Genomic DNA, 22,759 nt, shown 5'->3' with positions numbered 1-22,759 from the left:
ACCATAATCGCTCGATCTCCGAAGAGGTCCATAAAGGTTCAAGCTCATGCGCTCGGATGACACCATCTTCGCCACCGCTTCCGGCCATGGCCGCGCCGCCGTGTGCATCATTCGGATCAGCGGACCGGAGAGCCGGACCATTCTGGAGAGCCTTGGCGGTTCGGTGCCGGAGCCGCGCCATGCCGCCGTTCGGATCCTGCGAGAGCCCCAAACCGGTGAACCCCTCGACCAAGCCCTCGTCCTCTGGATGCCGGGTCCGCGCAGCTTCACGGGGGAGGATCAGGCCGAACTCCATATCCACGGCGGTCTCGCGACACGATCCGCGGTGCTGAAGGCCCTTGGCGCCATCCCGCATTGCCGCCCGGCGGAGGCGGGCGAGTTCACCCGTCGGGCTTTCCTGAACGGGCGCATGGACCTTTCGCAGGTCGAAGGCCTCGCGGATGTGATCGATGCGGAGACGGAGGCTCAGCGTCGGCAGGCCATGCTCCAGCTCGAAGGCCGTCTCGGCAATGCCGCCGAGCGCTGGCGCGAAGGCATCCTCCAGGCGCTCGCCCTGCTTGAAGCGAGCCTCGACTTTTCCGATGAGGGCGACGTGCCGGAGGATCTGGAGGCCGACATTCTGGGGCGGCTCGACGATCTTCGTGCCGAGATCGGGCAGGCCCTAGCCAACCGCAGCGGCGAGCGCCTGAGGGAAGGCTTCACCGTCGTGCTCGCAGGTCCTCCGAATGCCGGCAAATCTACCCTCCTGAATGCCCTTGCCCGGCGCGACGTGGCTATCGTCTCTCCGATCGCTGGAACGACCCGTGATGTGATCGAAGTCCATTGCGATCTCGGCGGTCTTCCTGTGGTGATCGTCGATACGGCGGGCCTGCGTGAGAGCGGTGACGTCATCGAGCAGGAAGGGGTCTCGCGCGCCCGCGCCCGCGCCCAGAACGCAGATCTCGTGCTGTGGCTCATCCCTCCGGAAGGAGCGGAGACGGACGCTCCCCAGGCTCGCCGTCTTCTCAGAATCGGCACTAAGGCCGATTTGAATCGGAAGCGTCACGATTGTGACGTTTCGATCTCTGCCTCTACAGGGGAGGGGCTTCCGCAACTCATTGCGGCCCTCGAACATGAGGCTGAGGCTGCTTTGGGACAGGGCGATGCCATCCTCACCCGCGAGCGTCACCGCAAGGCTCTTGAGCGCGCTCATCACTCCCTGGAGGCTGGACGCACCCTGTTAGCAACCCATGGCCCATTGGAGCTTGCAGCTGAAGAAGTTCGTCTTGCAGCGCGCGCAGTGGGTGAAATCACCGGCCGTGTGGATGTCGAGGACGTGCTGGATCGGTTGTTTTCCAGCTTTTGCATAGGGAAATGATATCGTCGGTAACGATACGGCGAATCTGTGCGAGTCTTCAGGAGAGCTGTTCACGAATCGGTTGAATGGTGCTGAATCCGATCTGGATAGCCTGTGTGAATTGTGTGCAGAACCGGCGGGCCAGGGAAATGTTTCACGTGGAACATTTTGCCCTTTTGACCTCTTCGCTGCGCCGTCATATGCCCCAGGCATGGAGTTTCCAGTGAGTCAGATTTCTACGCCTGACACGTTTGATGTGGTCGTGGTCGGTGGTGGCCATGCCGGTGCCGAAGCGGCCGCTGCTTCGGCACGCATGGGCGCGCGCACGGCTCTTGTCACGCACAAGCTCGCGACTGTCGGCGCCATGTCCTGCAACCCGGCCATCGGCGGTCTCGGCAAGGGTCACCTCGTGCGCGAGATCGATGCTCTTGATGGCGTCATGGGCCGCCTCGCGGACAAGGCCGGCATCCAGTTCCGCCTGCTCAACCGCCGCAAGGGACCTGCCGTGCGCGGACCCCGCACACAGGCGGATCGCAAGCTCTATGCGCGCGCCATGCAGGCTGAACTTCTGCAGACGGCAAACCTCACCATCGTGGAAGGGGAGGCGGATGATCTCGTCGTTCACGACGGCCGCGTGAGCGGCCTGCTCCTAGCCGATGGCAGAACGCTTGCAACCGGCGCTGTGGTCATCACGACCGGGACTTTCCTGTCCGGGCTCATCCATATCGGTGAGAAGAAGATCCCTGCAGGGCGAATGGGCGAGCGCCCGTCGCTTGGGCTGCCGAAGACCTTCGCCCGCCTCGGCTTTACCCTCGGCCGTCTCAAGACCGGTACGCCGCCTCGTCTCGATGGGCGGACGATCGACTGGGCTGGGGTCGACAAGCAGGCAGCGGATGATGATCCGGTGCCGTTCTCGTTGCTGACGGACAGGATCACCACGCCCCAGATCGAATGCGGCATTACCCGCACGACTGCCAAGGTTCATGAGCTGATCAGAGGCAACCTGCACCGCTCCGCCATGTATTCCGGCGATATCCAGGGCACTGGTCCGCGCTATTGCCCCTCCATTGAGGACAAGGTGGTGCGCTTCGGCGACCGTGACGGACACCAGATTTTCCTTGAGCCGGAAGGCCTCGATGATATCACGGTCTACCCCAATGGTATCTCGACCTCTCTTCCGGAAGAAGTTCAGCTGGAGTTCCTCAAGCATATTCCCGGCCTCGAAAAGGTGCGGATGCTCCAGCCTGCCTATGCCATTGAATACGATTATGTGGACCCCCGTAACCTGACGTCCGGGCTTGAGACGAAGGCCGTCAAAGGTCTTTTCCTCGCCGGCCAGATCAATGGCACGACGGGCTATGAGGAGGCGGGGGCTCAGGGGCTGGTGGCCGGAATCAATGCTGCTCGCAGTGCTGCCGGGCAGGAGAGTGTGGTCTTTGACCGTGCCGAATCTTATATCGGCGTTTTGATCGACGATCTGATTACCCGAGGCGTGAGCGAGCCCTATCGGATGTTCACGTCGCGCTCGGAATACCGTCTGAGCCTGCGTATCGATAACGTGGATGAGCGCCTGACCGGAAAGGGTCTGGAAATCGGTTGCGTTGGTTCAGCGCGCGGGGCGCATTTTCGCCGGTCGCAGGATGAGATCAGCTCCCTTCGCGAGAAACTCCAGAGCTTGAGCCTGACCCCGCAAGAGGCTTCCCGTCAGGGTTTGAACCTGAATCAGGACGGCGTTCGCCGGAGCGCCTATCAGCTCCTCTCCTATCCGACCATTGGCTGGAGTGATCTTGCCAAGGTTTGGCCCGACCTTTCATCTGCGAGCCCGCAGGTTCAGGAACGGTTGGAGACGGACGCGACCTATGCCGTTTATCTGGATCGCCAGCAGGCCGATATTGCCGCCTATCGGCGGGATGAGGGGATCGTGCTTGAGGAGGGCCTCGATTTTCAGGGGCTTCCTGGCCTTTCGAATGAGATTAAAGCCAAGCTCGTGCTCGTTCGACCCAAGACCCTTGGTCAGGCCGCCCGTATCGAGGGTATCACTCCTGCTGCGCTGACGCTTCTTGCGGCTCATGCCAAGAAATCGGGTACGCGCGTGTCTCGCTTGGAGAAAGCGGCGATACAATGAGCGCAGCTGTTTCGTCCCGTACCGCATTGAATGTTTCACGTGAAACACAAGAGAAGCTCCAGATCCTGGAGCAAGAGCTTCGCCGCTGGCAGGTGATCAAGAACCTTGTTGGCCCTGCGACTCTCGACCAAATCTGGGACCGGCATATCGTCGATTCCCTCCAGCTGCTCGAGCTCGCTCCTGATGCCAAGACTTGGGTTGATCTCGGCTCCGGTGCGGGTTTCCCAGGCCTAGTCGTCGCCATTGTGGGGCAGGAGAGGGGGCTGAAGGTGCAACTCGTCGAGAGCAATTCCCGGAAATGCTCCTTCCTCCGACATGTCGCGCGCCTTACCGGGTCCGCCGTTACAGTGCATGCCGCACGGCTGGAAACCATCGTTCCTACTCTTGTCGGCCAAGTCGACGTCGTCTCCGCGCGGGCTCTCGCCTCATTAACTCAGTTGCTGGAATGGACTGAGCCCATGTTGAAAGCGGGGACAACCGGCCTCTTTCCCAAGGGGCGTGACGCCGAGTCTGAATTGACCGAGGCCCGGAAAAGGTGGACATTCGAAGCAGATGTCCTGCCGAGCCGCACCGATTCTGACGCCAGGATTATTCGCATAACCTCCATCGAGAGCCACTCATGATGACCGACCGCAGCGAACCTCAAGCTGGAGCGCGTGGTGTGAACCCGCGTATCCTCGTGCTCGCCAACCAGAAGGGCGGCGTCGGCAAGACCACGACGGCCATCAATCTTGGGACGGCCCTCGCCGCAATCGGCGAGAAGGTGCTGATCATCGATCTCGATCCGCAGGGCAATGCCTCGACGGGTCTTGGGATCGACCGCAAGAGCCGTCAGGTCTCGACCTATCATGTGCTGGCCGGCGAAGCCTCTCTTCAGGAGAGCATCACAGAGACTGCGGTGCCTGCTCTTTACGTTGCTCCCTCGACTCTCGACCTCTTGGGCATCGAATTGGAGATCGCCAGCGAGCGGGACCGTGCCCATCGTCTTCGGACCGCGATTCGGGCTTTGGCAGCCTCAGAAGTAAGCGAACCGTTTACCTACATTTTGATCGACTGTCCGCCTTCCCTAAATCTTCTGACCATCAACGCCTTGACCGCTGCTGACGCAGTCCTGGTGCCTCTACAATGCGAATTTTTTGCTCTAGAGGGCCTCAGCCAGTTGCTGAAGACGGTCGAGCAGGTCCGTTCGGCGCTCAATCCTGACCTGACGATCCATGGCGTGGTGCTCACCATGTTCGACCCTCGCAACAACCTGTCGGGGCAGGTGGTGGCCGACGTTCGCGAGTTCATGGGCGACAAGGTCTATGAGACGATGATACCGCGCAACGTGCGCGTGTCGGAAGCACCGTCCCACGGCAAGCCGGTTCTGCTCTACGACATCAAATGCACCGGCTCGCAAGCCTATCTCCGTTTGGCATCCGAAATCATTCAGCGTGAACGCGCCTTGCGCGCCGCATAACACAGTTAGAGACAGACAATGGCAAAAGAAGCGAAGTCGCTCGGCCGGGGCTTGGCCGCACTGATCGGCGAAGTTGGCGCCGAGATGGGCACCATGCAGGGCAGCAACAAGGGCGGGCAGAAGAAAGTGCCTGTCGAGTTTCTCGTTCCCAATCCGCGCAACCCGCGCAAGGTGTTCGAGGATGCGGAGCTGCAGGAGCTGACCCAATCGATCAAGGATCGCGGCATCATCCAGCCCATCGTCGTCCGGCCTCTGCCGAACAAGGTCGATACTTACGAGATCGTCGCCGGTGAGCGGCGCTGGCGCGCATCGCAGAAGGCCGGCCTGCACGAGGTGCCGGTGGTCATCGTCAATATCGACGACAAGACCTCACTCGAATACGCCATTCTCGAAAACGTTCAGCGTGCCGACCTCAATCCCATCGAGGAGGCGGAAGGTTATGCGCGCCTGATGGCCGAATTCTCCTACACGCAGGAGAACCTCTCGAAAATTATCGGCAAGAGCCGCAGCCACATCGCCAACATGATGCGCCTGAGCGATCTGCCCGATCCGGTGAAGAAGCTGCTTGTCGACCGCAAGCTCTCCGCCGGTCACGGCCGGGCGTTGCTCGCCGTGAAAGACCCGGTCTCCGTCGCCAAGCAGGTGATGGACCAGGGCATGAGCGTGCGCCAGGTCGAGGCTATCGCCCAAGCCGAAAGCGCCGAGCCGGCAAAGCTCGACACGAAGTCCTCCGCCAAGCCGTCAAAGGTGGAAAAAGATCCGGATACCCGCGCTCTGGAGCGTGTGCTTCAGGATGTGCTCGGCCTCACAGTTTCCATCGATCACAAGGGTAACGGTGGCGAATTGCGCATTCGCTACAAGACCTTGGAGCAGCTCGACGGACTGTGCCGGCGGTTGAATCCGTAACGTTGCGCGGGAGCCGTTGCATGATGGGAGTAAAAAGCCATGCCACGGTTGATCGTACCTTTGCCGGAGCATTGGTACTCTAACGAGCCTGGTTGGTCTTCTGTAAAGAACCCCAGTCAGGATATCGCCCGCTGGGAGAGCGAGACGGGTTTATCCTTGCCGGACGACTATCGCCGCTTCATGCTCGCGTTCAACGGCGGGTATGTTTATCCGTCTCACTTCCGCCATGGCGTTCCGCGGAACCTATCTCCCCATGGTGGGGATGCAACGTTTGTCAGCCAGTTCTATAACTGGACCATTGCCGAGCGTTATTGGCATGGCGAAATGTGGGGCAAGGCTAAACCACCTGACATGTTCGAAATTGGATCTGACCCGGACGGGCTTTCGATCTTCTTATCGCTTCGATCTGCCGATCACGGACAGGTCTTTTGCTGGTCGGGTTTCTCCCTGAACGTCGCAAACTGATACAGCCGTTGATATTCTAGTCTCGTGAGTGAGTTGCTGCGTTAACGCCGCGCCATGCGCGCGAGATCGAGCAGTGTTTTCGCGGCAATCGTGTCGTCGAGACTGGCCATGCGGCGGGTGTCGAGAAGGCTTGCCTGAATGAGGGCAATAGCCTGCTTCAAGGTCTCGCTGGTCCAGCGCTGAAGGTGGCGCTCGACCAAGGGCTTGCGGCGAAAATGCAGGCTGCGCATGGTTTCCATCACGGTCGGGATGGGGCGTCCTTCCTCGACGGTAAGGCGCGTAGTCAGCAGCATCAGGGCATGACGGAGCGCCGCGCCCAGCAGAACCGAGGCGTGAACTCCCTCGGCGGCCAAGCGCCGTGAACCAATTTCGAGATTCGTGCCCTCTCCGCCGAAAGCGGCGTCGACCACTGCATCCATGGCAAGGCTCGACACATCGCTCATGATCGCATCGACATCCTCAAGGACAATCTCGCGTTTTCCATGCGCGTAGAGCATGAGCTTGGAGAGTTCCCCGCGGGTCGCCAAACGGTCACCGCCAAGGCTGGCGATCAGGGCTGTGCGAGCGTCGCGGGTGATTGAGAAACCGTTGTTTTTCAACGTTTCGTCGACGACCGCGCCGAGATCGCGGCCTGTATCGGCATAACAGGGCAGGGCGAGCGCTTTTTGCGAGCGCTCGCACAGGGTTCTCAGGGGCGAGGATTTCTGGAGATCGCCGCCTTCGATGACAACCACCGTATCCGTCAACTCGCCTTTGAGAACCGCATCGACGGCCGGAGCGATGTTGCGCGAGGTGGATTTCACCCAGATCGCGCGTTTGCCTCCGAACAGGCCCATGGTACCGGCCTCGTCCGCCAGGCGCGCTGGATCGGAAGCGATGTCGTCGCCATCGATGCGGATGAGCTGGAATGGATCGGAAGGATCGTCGACCGAGCGCTCCGCGATTGCCCGGGCGCGTTCGTTGATGAGGCCTATGTCAGGCCCGTAAAAAAGGTAAATGCTGATCTGTGGGTTGGGACGCCGGAGCACCCCGTCCACATCGCCGGCCTTGACGGCAACCATGCTAGAGCGTTCCCCATGAGGACGGAAAGTGCTCTAAGTCTCTGAAAAATCTCAATTTTTCTCGCAAAGCCGGATCCACTTTTGCGGGAGATGCCTTAGCTGCCTGCGGAGAGCGTTGCCGCCAAACGGGTTTTCACCTGATCCACCAGGACCTTGGCGAGCCTGATCTCTGCATCGCGCTGGGCGCGCACGGTGGCAAACCGCTGCTGATACCGGTCGTAGCTCGTGGACGATGTCGCCGAGCCTTGAGTGATGATCGTCGTGCCCTTGAGATCGGTCAGTGTGTAGGCGAGCGTCCCTGTGACGATCGCCGAGCTAGCGCGCCCCGTCTCCGTATCGACGATGGGAGTCGAAAGCGATTTGGTCAGAGCGATCTTCAGCACATAGCGCTTGGGCGTGTCGGAGCCTGAGCCATTCAAAGCGAAGATCAGCTCGCTGCGCACATAATGGCCCATTACCGCCTGGCTGTCCGGCCAAGGGACCTCGGGAACATCGATGGCGGCCAGAACCGTTTGGAGCGACTCGCCCGAGGCAGTAGGGCCGTAGAGCGGCTTGAAGCAGGCGGTCAGGCCGAGGGAGAGGCTCGCCACAATCGCAATGTGGGCCAGGCGCTTGAGGTTAAACGACGACATTCACGATCCTCTGGGGAACGACGATGATCTTGCGGGCAGGCTTCCCTTCCATAGCCTTTTGCACGCCATCAAGCGAGAGCACAGCCGCCTCGATCGTGGCCTGATCCGCATCGCGGGCGACAGTAACGTCGGCGCGCTTCTTGCCGTTGACCTGAACGGGCAGGGTGACCGTATCTTCGACCAGGAGGGAACGATCGAGAACCGGCCATGCCGTGTCGGTCACAAGGCCTGGCTGGCCAAGCGATTCCCAGCATTCCTCCGCCAGATGCGGCATCATGGGAGCCAGGAGCTGCACGAAGATGCGGCCGGCTTCCGCGAAGGCGGAAGGGAGGCCGGGCTCGTCGGACGTCTTTGCCTGGTTCGCCAGATCCTGCAAAGAATTGGCGAGTTCGTAGAGATGCGCCACGCAGCGATTGAAGCGCAGACGCTCCACATCGTCTTCCACAGCGGCCAGCGCTTTGTGCGCAGCCTTGCGCACGGCCAGCCCGATCGGGCCTTCGGACGCACCGGTGCTGCCGCCATTCAGCCGTTCGGCGATCTCTCCGATGAGGCGCCACACGCGCTGCACGAAGCGGCCTGCGCCCTGAACGCCTTCCTCGGTCCAGATCACATCGCGCTCGGGCGGCGAGTCGGAGAGCATGAACCAGCGGGCCGTGTCGGCGCCGTAGGATGCAATGATCTCATCCGGATCGACGGTGTTCTTCTTCGACTTCGACATCTTCTCGATGGAGCCGATCTCGATGGGAGCCCCGGTCTCCACATGGAAGGCCTTGCGGCTGCTGCCCTGCACCTCGAAGCGCACGTCGGAAGGCAGCACCCAGGCGCCCTTGGCGTCCTTATAGGTCTCGTGGACCACCATGCCCTGCGTGAACAGGCCGGCGAAGGGCTCGTCCAGACCCGCATGGCCCGTCTTCTTCATCGCGCGGGTGAAGAAGCGCGAATAGAGCAGGTGTAGGATCGCGTGCTCGATGCCGCCGATATACTGATCGACCGGCAGCCAGGAATCGACCGTGGCGCGATCCGTCGGCTTGTCGGTGAGGGTCGGGTCGGTGAAGCGGGCGAAGTACCAGGACGAATCCACGAAGGTGTCCATGGTGTCCGTCTCGCGGCGGGCCGCCTTGCCGCATGTCGGGCAGTTCACATGCCGCCACGTAGGATGACGGTCGAGCGGGTTGCCCGGCACGTCGAAGGTTACGTCCTCCGGCAGCACCACAGGCAGCTGGTCCTTCGGCACGGGCACCACGCCGCAATCGTCGCAATGGATGATCGGGATCGGGCAGCCCCAGTAGCGCTGGCGCGAGATGCCCCAGTCACGCAGACGGAAATTCACCTTGCGCTCGGCCACGGGACGGTTGTCGCGCATCTCGGCCTCAAGCCGCTTGGCCACTTCTTCCTTGGCTTCCGCGATGGTCATGCCGTCGAGGAAGCGGGAATTGATCATCCGGCCTTCGCCGTCATAGGCCTCGTCCGTGATCACGAAGGAGGCTGCGTCCTGATCCGGCGGACACACGACGGGGGTATTGCCGAGGCCGTACTTGTTCACGAAATCCAGGTCGCGCTGGTCATGCGCCGGACAGCCGAAGATCGCGCCGGTGCCGTATTCCATCAGGATGAAGTTCGCGACGTAAACCGGGATCGTCCAGTTCGGATCGAACGGATGCACAGCGCGCGCGCCCGTGTCGAAACCGAGCTTTTCCGCCTTGTCGATGGCTTCCTGCGCGGTGCCTACGCGCTTGGCTTCCTCGATGAAGGCAGCCAGCTCCGGATTCTTGGCGGCAGCGGCCTTCGCCAGCGGATGATCGGGTGCAACCGCCATGAACTTCGCGCCGAAGAGGGTGTCGGGGCGCGTCGTGTAGATCTCGAGCTCGGTCTCGCCGTTCGGTGCGGTCTCCGGCTTCAGGGCGAAGCGCACCAGCAGACCCTCCGAGCGGCCGATCCAGTTGCGCTGCATCAGGCGCACCTTCTCGGGCCATCGGTCGAGGGTGTCGAGCCTCTCGTCCAGATCCTGCGCGTAATCGGTGATCTTCAGGAACCACTGGGTCAGCTCGCGCTGCTCCACCAGTGCGCCGGAGCGCCAACCGCGGCCATCGATCACCTGCTCGTTGGCGAGCACGGTATGGTCCACCGGGTCCCAGTTCACCTTTGCGGTCTTGCGGTCCACCAGGCCCTTCTCGAGGAAGTCGAGGAACATGCGCTGCTGGTGCTTGTAATAGCTCGGATCGCAGGTGGCGATCTCGCGGCTCCAGTCGATGGACAGGCCCATGCTCTGCAGCTGGGCGCGCATGGTGGCGATGTTGGCGTAGGTCCATTCCTTGGGGTGGACCTTGTTCTGCATGGCGGCGTTTTCCGCCGGCATGCCGAAGGCGTCCCAACCCATCGGATGGAGCACGTTGAAGCCCTTGGCCCGCTTGTAGCGCGCTACTACGTCGCCCATGGTGTAGTTGCGGACGTGGCCCATATGGATGCGCCCCGACGGATAGGGGAACATCTCAAGCACGTAATATTTCGGACGCGGGTCGTCGTTGTTGGTCTTGAACAGGTTGCCATCGTTCCAGACCTTCCGCCATTTCAGCTCGGCTTCCTTGGCGTTGTAGCGCTCGGGCCTCATTTTCTTCAGTACATCCGTCGTTGATAAGCGAAGCAGCTTGCGCTGCCGGGTTGCGGCGGACTAGGACACAGCTCTCCCGCGCGGTCAACGGTTTCGCGCGTGCGAAGACGGCTTTGAGAGGGTCCCATGAGCGAGAACAATCCCGTCGAGGGTCTGCAGGAGGTGCGGGAGGCGATCCGCCGCGCCGCGTCCGACTACGAGCGCGAGCCTTCCGGCATCACCCTGGTGGCCGTTTCCAAGACCTTCCCGGTGGAGGCCATCGAGCCGGTTCTGGCCGCGGGCCAGCGGGTTTTCGGTGAGAACTACGTGCAGGAGGCAAAGGCCAAGTGGCCGGGCCTGCGCCAGCGCTATTTCGATGTCGAGCTCCACATGATCGGCCCGCTCCAGTCCAACAAGGCCAAGGAGGCGGTGGAGCTGTTCGACGTGATTCACACCCTCGACCGGCCGTCCCTGGCCGAGGCGCTTGCCAAGGAGATCGCCAAGCAGGGGAAGAAGCCGCGCCTGCTGGTTCAGGTGAATACTGGCGAGGAGCCCCAGAAGGGCGGGGTGATCCCGACCGAGGTCGACGCGTTTCTCGAGACCTGCCGCACCAAGCATGGCCTCGAAATCGAAGGCCTTATGTGCATTCCCCCGGCGGAAGACCCGCCATCACCGCATTTCGCGCTCCTCAACACCATCGCCAAGCGTCATGGGCTGAAAGTGCTCTCCATGGGCATGAGCGCCGATTTCGACGAGGCGATCCAGCTCGGGGCAACCCATGTGCGGGTGGGAAGCGCGATTTTCGGGGCGCGGTCGAAGACGGTGTGAGCCGCGCCTGACCGAAATCGCTTGCGTGACCTGATCCGGCAATGTCCGCCGCATCACCAATGCGGCGGCCTGATCGCTATACATAATTTCCAACCCTAGGCCTGCAGTTGATCCCTTTGAGCAGATTGAGAGGATGCTCGCTTATCCGGCATCCTCCAAGCTTGGCTGTAGAAGCATTCTGCATTCCGGCCGGATAAGGAAGGCTGCATATGAGGTCTAAGAAACTGGGGCTTTGGTCGGTTGCACTGGCAGCAGGCCTTGCATCGACGCTATCGCCTGCATGGGCAATCGATTGGACAGGCGTTTGGAGCGGGCGCGCTGCCAATGGGCGGATGACAGAGATCGCCATTTCGGGAAAGAAGGTCCAGTACTGGCGATCAAATGGTCAGGACCAGCCGCTGGCCCGGTCATCTGTCGGCTCTCAGAGCGTGTCGATCAAACATGCTGAAGGCGCTTCCGTGACATTGAAAGCACGCAAGGATGGCCAAGCCGACTACATATGGCAGGGAACGAACGGCCAAAGCTCCACCGTGCTGATGAGCCGGCGGTGACAAGCGGATTGGCGTCTCCAGGGACGCCAATCTCTGCACTCACTGACATCCGGACTGTTCCCATCGTCTAGGCTGGAAATCAGCGCACCTGTCGGCGCAGGGCGGCTTCGATCTTGCGGTCGGTGTTGAACTGGCTCAGCGCATAGACGGCCCAGATCGCCGCCGGAAGCCAGCCGATGACGGTCACCTGCAGGATCAGGCAGATCAGCCCGGCGAAGGGCCGTCCGATGGTGAAGAAGGTCAGCCAGGGCAGGAGCAAGGCGATCAGAAGACGCATGAGGGAGAGGCCTTTTGTTTCAACTGTGCTTGAGATGGGGATTCCCGAACCGGGTTGCAAAGCTGAGGTTGCGCCAAAACCGAACGAGATTGACGGGGGAGCGCTTCAAGGGCAGGGAAAGAGCATCTTCTGTCGCAGAATTTCCTTGGTTTGAAGCATATTTCCGTGAGGCACGACACCGCCCATCGCCGTAGCGCCGTTCCGGCCCCGCATGCCGAAGAATGCGTGCTGCCGCTCGACGATGTGGTTTCCGGCAATTCCATCGAACTCATCAAGACGCTGCCTGACGAGAGCGTGCATCTGATCCTGAGCGACATTCCCTACGGCATCGGGGCCGAGGATTGGGATGTGCTGCACACCAACACCAATTCCGCCTATCTCGGTTCAAGTCCCGCACAGGCGAAGGCGGGCGCGGTGTTCAAGAAACGCGGCAAGCCCATCAATGGCTGGTCGGAAGCCGACCGCGCCATCCCGCGCGAATACTACGAATGGTGCCTCACCTGGGCGCCGGAATGGCTGCGCGTGTTGAAGCCAGGCGGCTCCGCGCTCGTCTTCGCCGGACGTCGTTTGGCTCATCGCTGCATCGCCGCCATGGAGGATTCGGGATTCTCCTACAAGGACATGCTTGCGTGGATGCGGGAGCGCGCGCCTCATCGCGCACAGCGCTTGAGCGCGGTCTATGAACGGCGCGGAAACGCGGATGCCGCACAAACCTGGGATGGATGGCGCGTTGGAAATCTGCGCCCTACGTTCGAGCCGGTTCTGTGGCTCACAAAGCCCTACAAGATCGGCGCGACGCTCGCCGACAACGCACTCGTCCAGGGTGTCGGCGGGTATAACCAGGATGCATTTCTGAAATACGTGTCCGATCCCGACAATGTGCTCGATCTCGGCTTCATGCCGAAAGAAGGCGGTTTGCATCCGACTCAGAAACCCGTTCGCCTGATGCAGGCCTTGATCGAGCTCACCACGCGGGAAGGCCAGATCGTCCTCGATCCTTTCTGCGGCAGCGGCACGACATTGGTCGCGGCGAAAGCTTTGAGCCGCCGCTTCATCGGATTTGAGGCGGAAGCGTCTTATGTGGAGATCGCGCGAAAGCGCATCAGCGGCAACATCTGATGCCCGTGCGCTTCAAGCTGGCCCGAGAACTGACCTCCGAAAGTGGAGGGTCTTGGGAACGGCTAATTCGCCTCTGCTATCTCCAGCAGGCAACCTTGCTGACACTCCAGCATAGCAAGGCGGTTAGCAGCGTCTCCAGATCGGGTGGCGATCAGGATTGTGGTTTAACCCACGATCTCGATCACCGTCCGAGGCCCGATCCGTTCCAACAGGCGCCGGATCATGCGCGGTTCCACCGCCACGCAGCCCTCCGTGGGCAGAAAGCCGGGGCGGGCGAGATGGAGGAAGATGGCGCTGCCGCGGCCTTTTCTGATCGGTCCCCGGTTCCAGTCGATGTCGATCACCACATCGTAGAGGTGATCCTCGCGCCACATCTTCTCGTGGCTCGTCGGGCAGGGGAGCGGAACCAGGGTGTTGTAGCGCCTGTCGCTGGAATCGTCCGACCATCCGTCCAAAGGCCGGATGGGCCTCAGCTTCAGGCCGGTACGCGGGCGGGGACCGTGATCCGCCCGGTAAAAGGCCTGCAGCAGGCGAAAGCGCCCGACGGGCGAGCCGCCATCGCCCTCGCGCTTGGCGCGAACCGTTCCCGAGCGCCCGAGGGCGCAGGGAAGAGTAAGATTTCCGGCCTTTAACCACCCCTTTCGGTGATCAAGCGGGGAGCGGTGAACGCGGATGACTTGGACGCGGGTACGCTTCATTACCGTGGAAGGGCAGGGCCTGCCCCTTGTTGTCAAGCTGGGAATGACTACTCTAATGCAACGAGCGAGATCGGAAAGCGTGAAACCTGTCTTCGGCTGAATTCATGGGAATCCGCCGGACAAGTTGACGATCACGCCTCGAGACAGGGAACGGAAAACGGTTCCGCCCCTGAAAATGCCTAGCTTTTGCTGTTCATCGTGTGAAGGGTTTGAGATGTCGAATGCCAGCCGCCTCCTCGTCGTGGATGACGATCAGGATCTGCGCGACACCCTGTCCGAGCAGCTGGCCCTCCATGAGGAGTTCCAGGTGACCGTCGTCGACACGGCGGGCGCCGCCATCGAGGCGGTGAAGGGCGACCGGATCGACCTTGCCATCATGGATGTGGGCCTGCCCGACATGGACGGGCGCGAGGCGGTGAAGGTCATGCGCCAGAACGGCTTTCGCAGCCCCATCATCATGCTGACGGGCCAGGGATCGGATAACGATACCGTGATGGGCCTGGAGGCGGGCGCCAACGACTATGTGGTGAAACCCTTCAAGTTCGCCGTGCTGCTCGCCCGCATCCGGGCGCAGTTGCGCCAATACGAGGCGAGCGAAGACGCGGTGTTCCAGATCGGGCCCTACACTTTCCGCCCTGGTTCGAAGCTCCTTACCAACGATAAGGGCTCGAAGCTCAAGCTGACGGAAAAGGAAACCGCGATCCTGCGGTATCTCTACCGCGCCGGACAGGCGGTCGTGGGCCGCGACACCCTGCTCACCGAGGTGTGGGGGTATAACTCCAACGTCACCACCCACACGCTGGAGACGCATATCTACCGGCTGCGCCAGAAGATCGAGGCCGATCCGTCCAACGCCCGCATCCTGGTGACAGAACCGGGCGGCTACAAGCTGATCCCTTAAGCCGATGGCTCTCGACGACGATATCGCGGTCCTCTCTCAGGCTCCCCTGTTCAATCTGCTGGAGCGGGATGCCCTGCGTCTGGTGGCCTTCGCCTCGGAGACCCGTTCCCTGCGCGAGGGCGACGTGCTGTTCCGCAAGGGTGACCGCTCCGATGGCGGTTATGTCGTGAGCCGAGGCGCGATTGCCCTCGATTCCAGCGACGATGGCGCGTCTGCCGCTTTCACGGCAGGCCCCGGTTCCCTGATTGGCCAGGCGGCGCTCTTCACCCGGATTGCCCGGCCCGCTACTGCCACGGCCCTGGAAGCCTCCACGGTCATCCGCGTGACGCCCAGCCTCATGCGCCGCGTGCTGGAAGAATTCCCCTCCGCCGCCGCCGCCATGCAAGACGCCATGGCCGAAGAACTCGCCCGCCTCACCCAGGGTCTGGAACGGGTGCGTCAGCAACTCATCGCGATTGACGGTGAGGAGCTTCCGGCGAAGGGGCTGGAGAAGGACTAAAGGGCCGTTTAGCCTGGATGGAGTTCCCCAACGACATTACGGTGATCTGTTTTCAGTAAAAACAAGCCGTGGAGCGAGTAATTGGCGGAAGACAGCCTTTATCCGCGGTACTTAATGATATAACAATTCGCTGATTAATGGATAAGCGAAGGAGTGGTCATGTCTGTTCTCGCAGGAGACCGAATTCACCTCAACACCACGACCACTCTCTCCCAAAGGCTGGTCAGCATAGCCGCTCTCGATGATGGAACGTTCGTTGCGGTCTGGCAGCATGACAAAGTCATGCCCGGTGGCATCGAAATTCGCGGCCAGATCTTCAATGCCGACGGTTCGACAAAAGGTGCTGAGTTCGTCGTTAACAGCACTCCTAGCACCGCGAATGCATCTAAGACCAGTCCTGTTGTCACAGCACTCGCCGGCGGACGTTTCGTCGTCGCATGGACCGACGATCCTGATGTCGAAGGCCAGGGTACGGACATCACAGCGCGGGTATTCAGTGCAAATGGACCAGTCGGCAATGATTTCCGCGTGAACGCGACGACTGCTGATTGGCAGTTCGACGCCTCGATCGCTGCCTTGTCGAATGGTGGCTTCGTCGTCTCCTACACAACCGTGGAGGCAGATGGCTCGACCAATATCATGTGCCAAGCCTACGGGGCTGATCTCAACCGCATTGGCGGCGAAATTCTCGCGAACGCCACGACGGCTAACGATCAAAGAGGATCGACAGTTTCTACTTGGGGCAACGGATACGCCGTCTTCTATACCGACTACAGCAACAGCGTCGACGATCCGGTTGCTTTCACTTTGCGAGCGCGCATCCTTTCCCCGAACGGGAATGAGGAGATACCGGAATTTCTTGTCTCTACGGGGCCTGGACGGAAGGGCGACGCATCTGCCGCAACCTTGAAGGACGGTAACCATGTCGTCACTTGGACGACGGATGAAGGTGACGGCACAGGTCTTGCTGTCAAAGCCCAGATTTTCGCGGCGAACGGCGACAGGATCGGCACGGAATTTGTCGTGAATGCCGTAACCAGTCAGAACGAAATGTTGTCGACGACGACTGCTTTGTCCGACGGCGGATTTGCAATTACATACCTGCATGTCACAGAGGCCAGCGGTACCAGCCCTGGACGTACCGAGATCTATGTCGCTGTCTTCGACGCCAATGGCACGCGCCGCTCGAGCAGCGACCTTCTGGTCGGCTCAATTGATATGGCCTACCATGAGAAGCCCGACATCACAGCTTTGGCAAACGGCCATCTTCTCATCGCCTGGGAAAATCCACTGACGATTGATGGAGACCCGGACGGCGGTGTTTATGCACAGATCGTGGATACAGGGAATAGCACAGCCAACACCGCTCCTACCGTCGCCGTCGATCCCGCTAAGGTCCTCACACCGGCTATCGATAACGGCCCTCTCGTCAATCCCTTTGGTGGACTGACCTTCGCCGATGCCGAGAATGATGTTCTCACGATCACGATCTCATTCGATGCTTCCCACGGCTCTCTCGTCGTTCCAGCCGGACACCAGACGCCCGGTTTCGAGGAGAAGAACGGCAAGAAGATCTATACTTTCACGGGCAAAGCAGACGCGCTTGCCAGCCTCATGGACGTGGTACAATTCGATTCCGTTGATCGTCCTCTGTCTCAGGCAGGCAGTCATCATGTGACCACTTTTGCGATCGGAGTCACTGACGCCGATCACGCCATCCCGTCAGAGACATTCGTTCAGGTCGATACCATAGTCGCCAACCGTGCTCCGACGAACATCATGCTGAGCGGAACATCGGTTGCGGAAGTTGTCAGCGGAGAAGTCGGCATACTCTCTGCCGCCGATCAGTTCGGAGCCCAATTCACCTACGAGCTTATCGACAATGCCGGAGGGCGCTTCAGCCTCGTCTCCGTTGCGGATGACACGGGCAGGATGATCACCAAGCTGGTGACCGCCGACAGCCTCCTGCTCGATTATGAGCAGGCCCGATTCCATACCATCGTTGTGAAGGCCACGGACAAGGAAGGTACGTCCCTTACCAAGGCCTTCACCATCGAAGTGGGCGATGTGTTCGCGGAAAACATCTTCGGCTCTGCCGGCAGCGACATCTTCATGGGCGGTGCGGGACGCGACACGATCCGCGGCAACGACGGCAACGATAAGCTGTATGGCGGCCTCGGCAACGATCAGCTTGCGGGTGGCAGGGGCAAGGACATTTTCGTGTTCGATACCAAGCCGAACTCCAGGACGAACAAGGACAAGATCCTCGACTGGAAAGCCAAGGACGACACGATCTATCTGGAGAACATGATCTTCAAGAAGCTGAAGAAGGCCGGCAAGCTCAAGAAGGATTTTTTTGTGCTCGACGCGAAGGCGAAGGACGGCAACGACTACATCGGCTACAACAAGAAGACCGGCGATCTCTGGTACGACGCCAACGGCAGCAAGGCTGGCGGTCAGGTGGTTTTCGCCAATATCGGCAAGAACAAGAAGATTGCCTACAACGACTTCTTCGTCGTCTGAGTGGAATCACAGAGGGCCGGGTTCGATGGAACCCGGCCCTCCATCTTGGTTGATGTCAGCGTGCTCTCACGCCGTCTTCACGCCGGACAGGAACGAGCCGACCTCGCGGGTGAGCGTCTCGGAGTGGCGCGCAAGTTCCTGTGCTGAGGTCAGGACCTGGGCGGCTGCCATGCCGGTTTCGCTCGCACCCTGGCGTACTTCGTTGATGTTGCCGGTCACCACTTCCGTGCCGCGTGCGGCCTCCTGCACGTTGCGCGAGATTTCAGCGGTGGCTGCACCTTGTTCTTCCATGGCGGCCGAGATCGAAACCGAGATCTGCGACATTTCACCGATCGTGCGGGCAATGGCCTGAATGGCCTCGACGGCTTCGGATGTTGCCTGCTGCACGGAGGCGATCTGCGACGAGATTTCTTCGGTGGCTTTCGAGGTCTGCGTGGCGAGGTGCTTCACCTCGCTTGCAACGACCGCGAAACCCTTGCCGGCTTCTCCCGCGCGCGCAGCCTCGATGGTGGCGTTGAGCGCGAGCAGGTTCGTCTGCGAGGCGATGTTGTTGATGAGCTGCACAACGTCGCCGATCTTCTCCGCCGATGAGGCGAGCGTCTGAACGGTCTCGTTGGTGCGCTGTGCATCCACGACGGCCTGCTCCGCGATGCGTGAGGATTGGCCGACCTGGCTCGCGATCTCGCGAATGGAAATCGAGAGTTCTTCCGTGGCGGCGGCCACCGTCTGCACGTTGGCAGAAGTCTGTTCGGCGGCGGAGGCGACGCTGACAGACTGGTTCGTGGTCTGATCGGCGACGGCGGTCATGGATTGCGCGGTCGTTTCCATCTGCGTCGCGGCGGTGGAAAGGCCGCCGGTGAGCACGGAAACATTGGCCTCGAACTGCTTCGTGAGCTGATCGAGCATCTGTGCGCGGCGCATCTTGGCGTCCGCCTCGACGGCGGCGGCCTCATCGGCCTCTTTCTTCGCAATCAGCGCATCCTTGAAGATCTGCACCGCGCCGGCCATCGCACCGATCTCGTCGACGCGCTCCATGTCCGTGACCTTGACGGTGGTGTCGCCCTGAGCCAGCGTCTTCATGGTATTCGTGAGGCGTGTGATCGGCGTCGAGAGCGAACGGGCCGCCAGCCATGCGCCGAGAAGCGCCAGAGCGAGTAGGCCTGCTGCCGTCAGCAGCATCAGATTACGCGCGTCGATGGCGCCGGAAATCATGGCATCGGCCGGAACGGAAATGGAAAGGAGCCACGGCTCTTCGATGCCCGGGAAGGTGACAGGAACGACAGCGCGATAGATGTCGTTGCCATCGGCATCCTTGATCATCGTATCGGCATAGCCTTCCGACGATGCTTTTGCCTTCTCCGTCAGTTCGGCGATCACGGAGTCATCGGCAGGCTTGCCGAGAAGCTGCGCATCCTGGTTGGCGACCCACAAGCCGCCTGCGCCAACAAGGTTCACGGTTCCTGCATCGAAAGGCTTGAGAGCGCTGATGGTCTGCGAAATTGAGTCGAGGCTCGTATCGGCCGTAATGATGCCGACAGGCTTGCTGTCGCGGCGCAGAATGACGCTCAACGTCGACAGCAGAACCTCTTCGTCGTTCACCTTATAGGTGTAAGCCGGAACGAACTGGCTCTTGTTGTCGCGCAAGGGCTTCGTATACCAGTTCTCGATCTCCTGGGGCTTGTAGGTCAGGTCGAGGAGTTCGAGCCCAACCTTCTTGTCCTTCGTCCAATAGAAATAGGGGGCGAAGCGGCCGCTCGGGTCCGAGTAGGGATCGGCCAGGAAGTTCTTGTCCTGCCTGTCCATGGCATCCGGCTCGAAAGCAACCGACATGCCGATGAGGTTTGGCTGATTCTCGACCGCAAGCGCGAGGATTTCCGCGAGTTCGCCGCGATCCACCTTGTAATCGTAAATGATGGCATCGATGGTCGATTTCATCACCGTCGCGGCCGATAGCGCGCGGCCGATCTCCGACTGCACGAGTCCCTTGTATTGGTTGAGAAGGGTGCTCGCCGTGACGACGGCCTCGCTTCGGCCCTTGCTCATCATAATCTGTGCGCCTGCAAAAGTCAGGACCGTGCAGGCACCGATGAAGCCCACGCCTGCCAGCAACAGGACGCGCGTTTTGATGGAACGCAGTTTGAAAACCATTCGCTTGCCCCCGAGACATGGCTTTTCGGAATTTATTCGCGTTCTACAGAGCTGAGCTTGCGTCTGGCTTGCGGGGCAGCATGTCGGAGGGGATTAAAGGATAAGAGCGGCGGGTGCGCTCACAGCTCCAGCTCCATCGTCACCGGCGCATGGTCGGAGGGACGCTCCCAGCCGCGGGTGTCGCGGGTGACGTCGATGGCGCGGAGACCGCCTTTCAGCGCATCCGAAACCCAGATGTGGTCGAGCCGGCGGCCCTTGTTGGCGGCCGCCCAATCGGGAGAGCGGTAGCTCCACCACGAAAAGATCTTCTCCGGCTCGGGACGAAGGTGGCGCATGGCGTCGATCCAGCCAGCCTCCTGGCGCAGTTCTTCCAGCGCTGTCGTCTCCACCGGCGTATGGCTCACCACGTCGAGAAGCTGCTTGTGGCTCCACACATCGTTTTCCAGCGGTGCGACGTTGAGATCGCCAACGAGAATCGCGGGACCGGAGGTCGGCTTCATCTTCGCGCCCCAGGCGCGCATCTCGGCCAGGAAATCGAGCTTGTGGCGGAATTTCTCGTTGATCTCCGGATCAGGAATATCGCCGCCCGCGGGCACGTAGAAATTATGGATCGTGATTCCGGTCGCCGCTTTCGCCTGGCCGAGGGTCACCGCGATGTGGCGCGCATCCTGGCGACCGCACATTTCCATCACGCTCGTTTCGGAGAACGGGAAGCGCGAGAGGATCGCCACGCCGTTGTAGCCCTTCTGTCCTATATGAACGACGAAGGGATAGCCGAAGGCCTGCAGTTCCTTCAGGGGCAGCTTGTCGTTCGGGCACTTGGTCTCCTGCAGGCACAGGATGTCGGGACGCCGCTCGCTCAGGAAGCGCTCAACCTGATCGATGCGCAGGCGTACGGAATTGATGTTCCAGGTGGAGACGGTGAGTTTCACGGAAAAGTTGCCCCTTCGACAGTCCTCTCCGGGCTACGACAGATTCCGGCCGGATGGAAGGGTGCTGACCGATTCGATGGAGGCTACTTATGGTCGCCGCGGATCTCTTCGTACTGGATCCTGAAAAGATCCTGATCGATGCGGCGGCCCTTCTGGACCTGATTCAGCACGACCACCGTCTGGAAGCCCTGCGCGTCCACGATCCGCCACTGGTTCAGATTCTGCACATCGGGATCGAAGAACAGGGTGATCCGGGAGGTGCCGCCGAGCGTCGACGTATCCTCAAGATTGATGCGCACCGCATTCGGTTCGGCAGAGACGCCGGTGACCTTGATGTCCCGGCCGAGATTGACCTGCTCGCGCAGCAGGAATTTCAGCGGAGTCTGCGAGATCGAATAGAGGTCCTGCGTGGCGAGCTTGCGGTCGCGCACGGCAACCGAACGCCCATCGGCGATCACTTCGAGGGTGGCCGGAGGATCGTATTCGAAGCGCACCTTGCCGGGGCGCTGGAGATAGAGCGTGCCGCCCATCCGCCGCCCGTCGCCTCCCACCTGCGTGAAATCGGCCACGAGGGTGTTGAGGTTGGTGAAATAGGAATTCGCGCGCTCCACGATGGCGCTGTTCGGCAGAGGCTGGCCCTGCGCTACCGGACCCATGGAGGCGGTGACGATGGGCTTGGGCGCAATGTCGATCGGTGTCGTATCCTCGGCCTGAACGACCTCGTCGAAGTCCGGGCGGGCAGGGGGCAATGGCGCGGTGACCGCCAGCATCTGCTCCGCATTCACCGGCCTTGTCATCGGTCTGGCGGCCTGTGCTTCCACGGGAGCCCGCGCAGGCGCGGACGGCTGGTGGAAGAACGAGGTCGGGAGCGACGTGAGCGAGGCCTTGAAGCCTCCGGCAATCGGGCGCTTGGGCGGAAGGATCATCTCCATCGGCAGGGTCTGGGCAGCCGCCGTCAGCGGGCCCGCAAGAGCGGACGCCACGGTCACGAGACCGATCAGGCTGACTGGGCGCATTCAAACCATCCTTTGAAGAACCAATATGACCGCAGCTGTGCTTTAAGGCAGCGCTCAAGATGACGCAGGGCCGCGGTCAAGGTTCCCTCCTTATAGGCTAATCTTCTCCTCCGTGAGGGCTTTCGAGCAGGATTTCGCGTTTACCGGCGTGGTTTGCGGGTCCGACGATGCCCTCCTGCTCCATCCGCTCCATCAGCGAGGCTGCCCGGTTGTAGCCAATCTGCAGCCGCCGCTGGATGTAGCTCGTCGACGCCTTCTTGTCCCGCAGCACCACTGCCACCGCCTGATCGTACAGGTCGCCGCCCGGCGCCCCGAACTCGCCCGCGTCGAACACCGCCCCATCGGGTGCCGCCGCCTCCTCCTCGTCAGCGGTCACTGCCTCGAGATATTGCGGACGGCCCTGACGCTTCAGGTGCGCCACTACGTGCTCGACCTCCTCGTCCGAGCAGAACGGCCCGTGCACGCGCGTGATCCGCCCGCCCCCGGCCATGTACAGCATGTCGCCCTGGCCCAGAAGCTGCTCCGCCCCCATCTCGCCGAGAATGGTGCGGCTGTCGATCTTCGAGGTCACCTGGAACGAGATCCGGGTCGGGAAGTTCGCCTTGATCGTGCCGGTGATCACGTCCACCGACGGGCGCTGGGTGGCCAGGATCACATGGATGCCGGCAGCTCTGGCCATCTGCGCCAGACGCTGGA

The 22,759-nt window shown here is 61.2% G+C and carries 21 protein-coding genes; 12 read left to right on the top strand and 9 right to left on the bottom strand.

Annotated elements, in window-relative coordinates; genetic code table 11:
- Positions 1-46: 46 nt before the first annotated feature.
- From mnmE to BLP10_RS06475, 6 genes are all read left to right on the top strand, one after another.
- Complete coding sequence (gene mnmE, locus BLP10_RS06500) at positions 47-1,357, top strand: tRNA uridine-5-carboxymethylaminomethyl(34) synthesis GTPase MnmE (RefSeq protein WP_091132230.1); 1,311 nt, start codon at positions 47-49, stop codon at positions 1,355-1,357.
- A gap of 202 nt (positions 1,358-1,559) precedes the next feature.
- On the top strand, positions 1,560-3,461 hold the full coding sequence (gene mnmG / locus BLP10_RS06495; RefSeq protein WP_244510426.1) for a tRNA uridine-5-carboxymethylaminomethyl(34) synthesis enzyme MnmG: 1,902 nt from the start codon (positions 1,560-1,562) through the stop codon (positions 3,459-3,461).
- Positions 3,458-4,084 (top strand): 16S rRNA (guanine(527)-N(7))-methyltransferase RsmG, encoded by a 627-nt coding sequence (rsmG, locus tag BLP10_RS06490; RefSeq protein ID WP_091132224.1) that lies wholly within the window; start codon positions 3,458-3,460, stop codon positions 4,082-4,084. Before mnmG ends, rsmG begins: the two co-directional genes overlap by 4 nt.
- Positions 4,081-4,920 (top strand): ParA family protein, encoded by an 840-nt coding sequence (locus tag BLP10_RS06485; RefSeq protein WP_091132219.1) that lies wholly within the window; start codon positions 4,081-4,083, stop codon positions 4,918-4,920. Before rsmG ends, BLP10_RS06485 begins: the two co-directional genes overlap by 4 nt.
- A gap of 18 nt (positions 4,921-4,938) precedes the next feature.
- Positions 4,939-5,826, top strand: a complete 888-nt coding sequence (locus BLP10_RS06480) for a ParB/RepB/Spo0J family partition protein (protein WP_091132215.1) — start codon at positions 4,939-4,941, stop codon at positions 5,824-5,826.
- A 39-nt stretch (positions 5,827-5,865) separates the two neighbouring features.
- Positions 5,866-6,291 carry an SMI1/KNR4 family protein gene (locus BLP10_RS06475; protein ID WP_091132212.1) on the top strand — a complete coding sequence of 142 codons (426 nt, stop codon included), beginning with the start codon at positions 5,866-5,868 and terminating at the stop codon, positions 6,289-6,291.
- Between the two features lie 41 nt (positions 6,292-6,332).
- Here the strand turns inward: BLP10_RS06475 and holA are convergent, their stop codons facing one another.
- From holA to leuS, 3 genes are all read right to left on the bottom strand, one after another.
- Entirely contained in the window at positions 6,333-7,352 is a 1,020-nt protein-coding gene (gene holA, locus BLP10_RS06470; protein ID WP_091132208.1) for a DNA polymerase III subunit delta, read from the bottom strand.
- A 95-nt stretch (positions 7,353-7,447) separates the two neighbouring features.
- Positions 7,448-7,984: an LPS assembly lipoprotein LptE gene (lptE, locus tag BLP10_RS06465; protein WP_091132205.1), complete on the bottom strand. Its 537-nt coding sequence runs from the start codon at positions 7,982-7,984 to the stop codon at positions 7,448-7,450.
- On the bottom strand, positions 7,971-10,592 hold the full coding sequence (gene leuS, locus BLP10_RS06460; RefSeq protein ID WP_091132202.1) for a leucine--tRNA ligase: 2,622 nt from the start codon (positions 10,590-10,592) through the stop codon (positions 7,971-7,973). Before leuS ends, lptE begins: the two co-directional genes overlap by 14 nt.
- A gap of 126 nt (positions 10,593-10,718) precedes the next feature.
- Between leuS and BLP10_RS06455 the strand changes: the two genes are divergently transcribed.
- Both BLP10_RS06455 and BLP10_RS06450 read left to right on the top strand, forming a co-directional pair.
- Positions 10,719-11,399 (top strand): YggS family pyridoxal phosphate-dependent enzyme, encoded by a 681-nt coding sequence (locus BLP10_RS06455; protein WP_091132198.1) that lies wholly within the window; start codon positions 10,719-10,721, stop codon positions 11,397-11,399.
- A gap of 332 nt (positions 11,400-11,731) precedes the next feature.
- Positions 11,732-11,950 carry a hypothetical protein gene (locus BLP10_RS06450; RefSeq protein ID WP_091132195.1) on the top strand — a complete coding sequence of 73 codons (219 nt, stop codon included), beginning with the start codon at positions 11,732-11,734 and terminating at the stop codon, positions 11,948-11,950.
- Between the two features lie 79 nt (positions 11,951-12,029).
- Here the strand turns inward: BLP10_RS06450 and BLP10_RS06445 are convergent, their stop codons facing one another.
- Positions 12,030-12,227, bottom strand: a complete 198-nt coding sequence (locus BLP10_RS06445) for a YqaE/Pmp3 family membrane protein (protein ID WP_091132191.1) — start codon at positions 12,225-12,227, stop codon at positions 12,030-12,032.
- A gap of 165 nt (positions 12,228-12,392) precedes the next feature.
- Between BLP10_RS06445 and BLP10_RS06440 the strand changes: the two genes are divergently transcribed.
- The gene (locus tag BLP10_RS06440) at positions 12,393-13,346 is read left to right on the top strand and encodes a DNA-methyltransferase (protein ID WP_244510425.1); all 954 of its coding nucleotides are present in this window, start codon (positions 12,393-12,395) and stop codon (positions 13,344-13,346) included.
- Positions 13,347-13,510: 164 nt separating this feature from the next.
- Here BLP10_RS06440 and BLP10_RS06435 read toward each other — a convergent pair whose 3' ends face one another.
- Positions 13,511-14,044, bottom strand: a complete 534-nt coding sequence (locus BLP10_RS06435) for a L,D-transpeptidase family protein (protein WP_091132187.1) — start codon at positions 14,042-14,044, stop codon at positions 13,511-13,513.
- Between the two features lie 214 nt (positions 14,045-14,258).
- Here BLP10_RS06435 and BLP10_RS06430 point away from each other — a divergent pair, with 214 nt between their 5' ends.
- The 3 genes from BLP10_RS06430 to BLP10_RS23100 all read left to right on the top strand — a co-directional run bounded on the left by BLP10_RS06430 (position 14,259) and on the right by BLP10_RS23100 (position 17,967).
- Positions 14,259-14,945, top strand: a complete 687-nt coding sequence (locus tag BLP10_RS06430) for a response regulator transcription factor (RefSeq protein ID WP_091132184.1) — start codon at positions 14,259-14,261, stop codon at positions 14,943-14,945.
- A gap of 4 nt (positions 14,946-14,949) precedes the next feature.
- On the top strand, positions 14,950-15,444 hold the full coding sequence (locus tag BLP10_RS06425; RefSeq protein WP_091132180.1) for a cyclic nucleotide-binding domain-containing protein: 495 nt from the start codon (positions 14,950-14,952) through the stop codon (positions 15,442-15,444).
- 159 nt (positions 15,445-15,603) lie between these two features.
- Positions 15,604-17,967 carry a M10 family metallopeptidase C-terminal domain-containing protein gene (locus tag BLP10_RS23100; protein WP_091132176.1) on the top strand — a complete coding sequence of 788 codons (2,364 nt, stop codon included), beginning with the start codon at positions 15,604-15,606 and terminating at the stop codon, positions 17,965-17,967.
- Between the two features lie 66 nt (positions 17,968-18,033).
- Here BLP10_RS23100 and BLP10_RS23485 read toward each other — a convergent pair whose 3' ends face one another.
- The 4 genes from BLP10_RS23485 to BLP10_RS06400 form a co-directional block, all read right to left on the bottom strand.
- Positions 18,034-20,115, bottom strand: coding sequence for a methyl-accepting chemotaxis protein (locus BLP10_RS23485; RefSeq protein ID WP_091132173.1), 2,082 nt, complete (start codon positions 20,113-20,115; stop codon positions 18,034-18,036).
- 119 nt (positions 20,116-20,234) lie between these two features.
- Entirely contained in the window at positions 20,235-21,047 is an 813-nt protein-coding gene (gene xth / locus BLP10_RS06410) for an exodeoxyribonuclease III (protein ID WP_091132171.1), read from the bottom strand.
- A gap of 83 nt (positions 21,048-21,130) precedes the next feature.
- Positions 21,131-22,063, bottom strand: coding sequence for an outer-membrane lipoprotein carrier protein LolA (locus BLP10_RS06405; RefSeq protein ID WP_244510424.1), 933 nt, complete (start codon positions 22,061-22,063; stop codon positions 21,131-21,133).
- Between the two features lie 97 nt (positions 22,064-22,160).
- A partial coding sequence (locus tag BLP10_RS06400; protein WP_139165442.1) for a DNA translocase FtsK occupies positions 22,161-22,759 on the bottom strand: 599 nt, incomplete at its 5' end.

It is taken from the genome of Microvirga guangxiensis, assembly GCF_900102135.1.
In the GTDB taxonomy this organism is placed as follows: Bacteria; Pseudomonadota; Alphaproteobacteria; order Rhizobiales; family Beijerinckiaceae; genus Microvirga; species Microvirga guangxiensis.
Note: the sequence above shows the minus strand (reverse complement) of the source record. Positions and strands in the feature narration are given on the sequence as shown.

Bases quoted from the DNA above. Each gene is read 5' to 3' on its own strand.
- BLP10_RS06425 (WP_091132180.1), top strand. From the start codon at position 14,950: ATGGCTCTCGACGACGATATCGCGGTCCTCTCTCAGGCTCCCCTGTTC.
- lptE (WP_091132205.1), bottom strand. From the start codon at position 7,984: ATGTCGTCGTTTAACCTCAAGCGCCTGGCCCACATTGCGATTGTGGCG.
- mnmE (WP_091132230.1), top strand. From the start codon at position 47: ATGCGCTCGGATGACACCATCTTCGCCACCGCTTCCGGCCATGGCCGC.
- BLP10_RS06445 (WP_091132191.1), bottom strand. From the start codon at position 12,227: ATGCGTCTTCTGATCGCCTTGCTCCTGCCCTGGCTGACCTTCTTCACC.
- BLP10_RS06485 (WP_091132219.1), top strand. From the start codon at position 4,081: ATGATGACCGACCGCAGCGAACCTCAAGCTGGAGCGCGTGGTGTGAAC.
- BLP10_RS23485 (WP_091132173.1), bottom strand. From the start codon at position 20,115: ATGGTTTTCAAACTGCGTTCCATCAAAACGCGCGTCCTGTTGCTGGCA.
- BLP10_RS06475 (WP_091132212.1), top strand. From the start codon at position 5,866: ATGCCACGGTTGATCGTACCTTTGCCGGAGCATTGGTACTCTAACGAG.
- BLP10_RS23100 (WP_091132176.1), top strand. From the start codon at position 15,604: ATGTCTGTTCTCGCAGGAGACCGAATTCACCTCAACACCACGACCACT.
- rsmG (WP_091132224.1), top strand. From the start codon at position 3,458: ATGAGCGCAGCTGTTTCGTCCCGTACCGCATTGAATGTTTCACGTGAA.
- BLP10_RS06450 (WP_091132195.1), top strand. From the start codon at position 11,732: ATGACAGAGATCGCCATTTCGGGAAAGAAGGTCCAGTACTGGCGATCA.
- BLP10_RS06435 (WP_091132187.1), bottom strand. From the start codon at position 14,044: ATGAAGCGTACCCGCGTCCAAGTCATCCGCGTTCACCGCTCCCCGCTT.
- BLP10_RS06430 (WP_091132184.1), top strand. From the start codon at position 14,259: ATGTCGAATGCCAGCCGCCTCCTCGTCGTGGATGACGATCAGGATCTG.
- BLP10_RS06480 (WP_091132215.1), top strand. From the start codon at position 4,939: ATGGCAAAAGAAGCGAAGTCGCTCGGCCGGGGCTTGGCCGCACTGATC.
- BLP10_RS06405 (WP_244510424.1), bottom strand. From the start codon at position 22,063: ATGCGCCCAGTCAGCCTGATCGGTCTCGTGACCGTGGCGTCCGCTCTT.
- BLP10_RS06455 (WP_091132198.1), top strand. From the start codon at position 10,719: ATGAGCGAGAACAATCCCGTCGAGGGTCTGCAGGAGGTGCGGGAGGCG.
- holA (WP_091132208.1), bottom strand. From the start codon at position 7,352: ATGGTTGCCGTCAAGGCCGGCGATGTGGACGGGGTGCTCCGGCGTCCC.
- leuS (WP_091132202.1), bottom strand. From the start codon at position 10,592: ATGAGGCCCGAGCGCTACAACGCCAAGGAAGCCGAGCTGAAATGGCGG.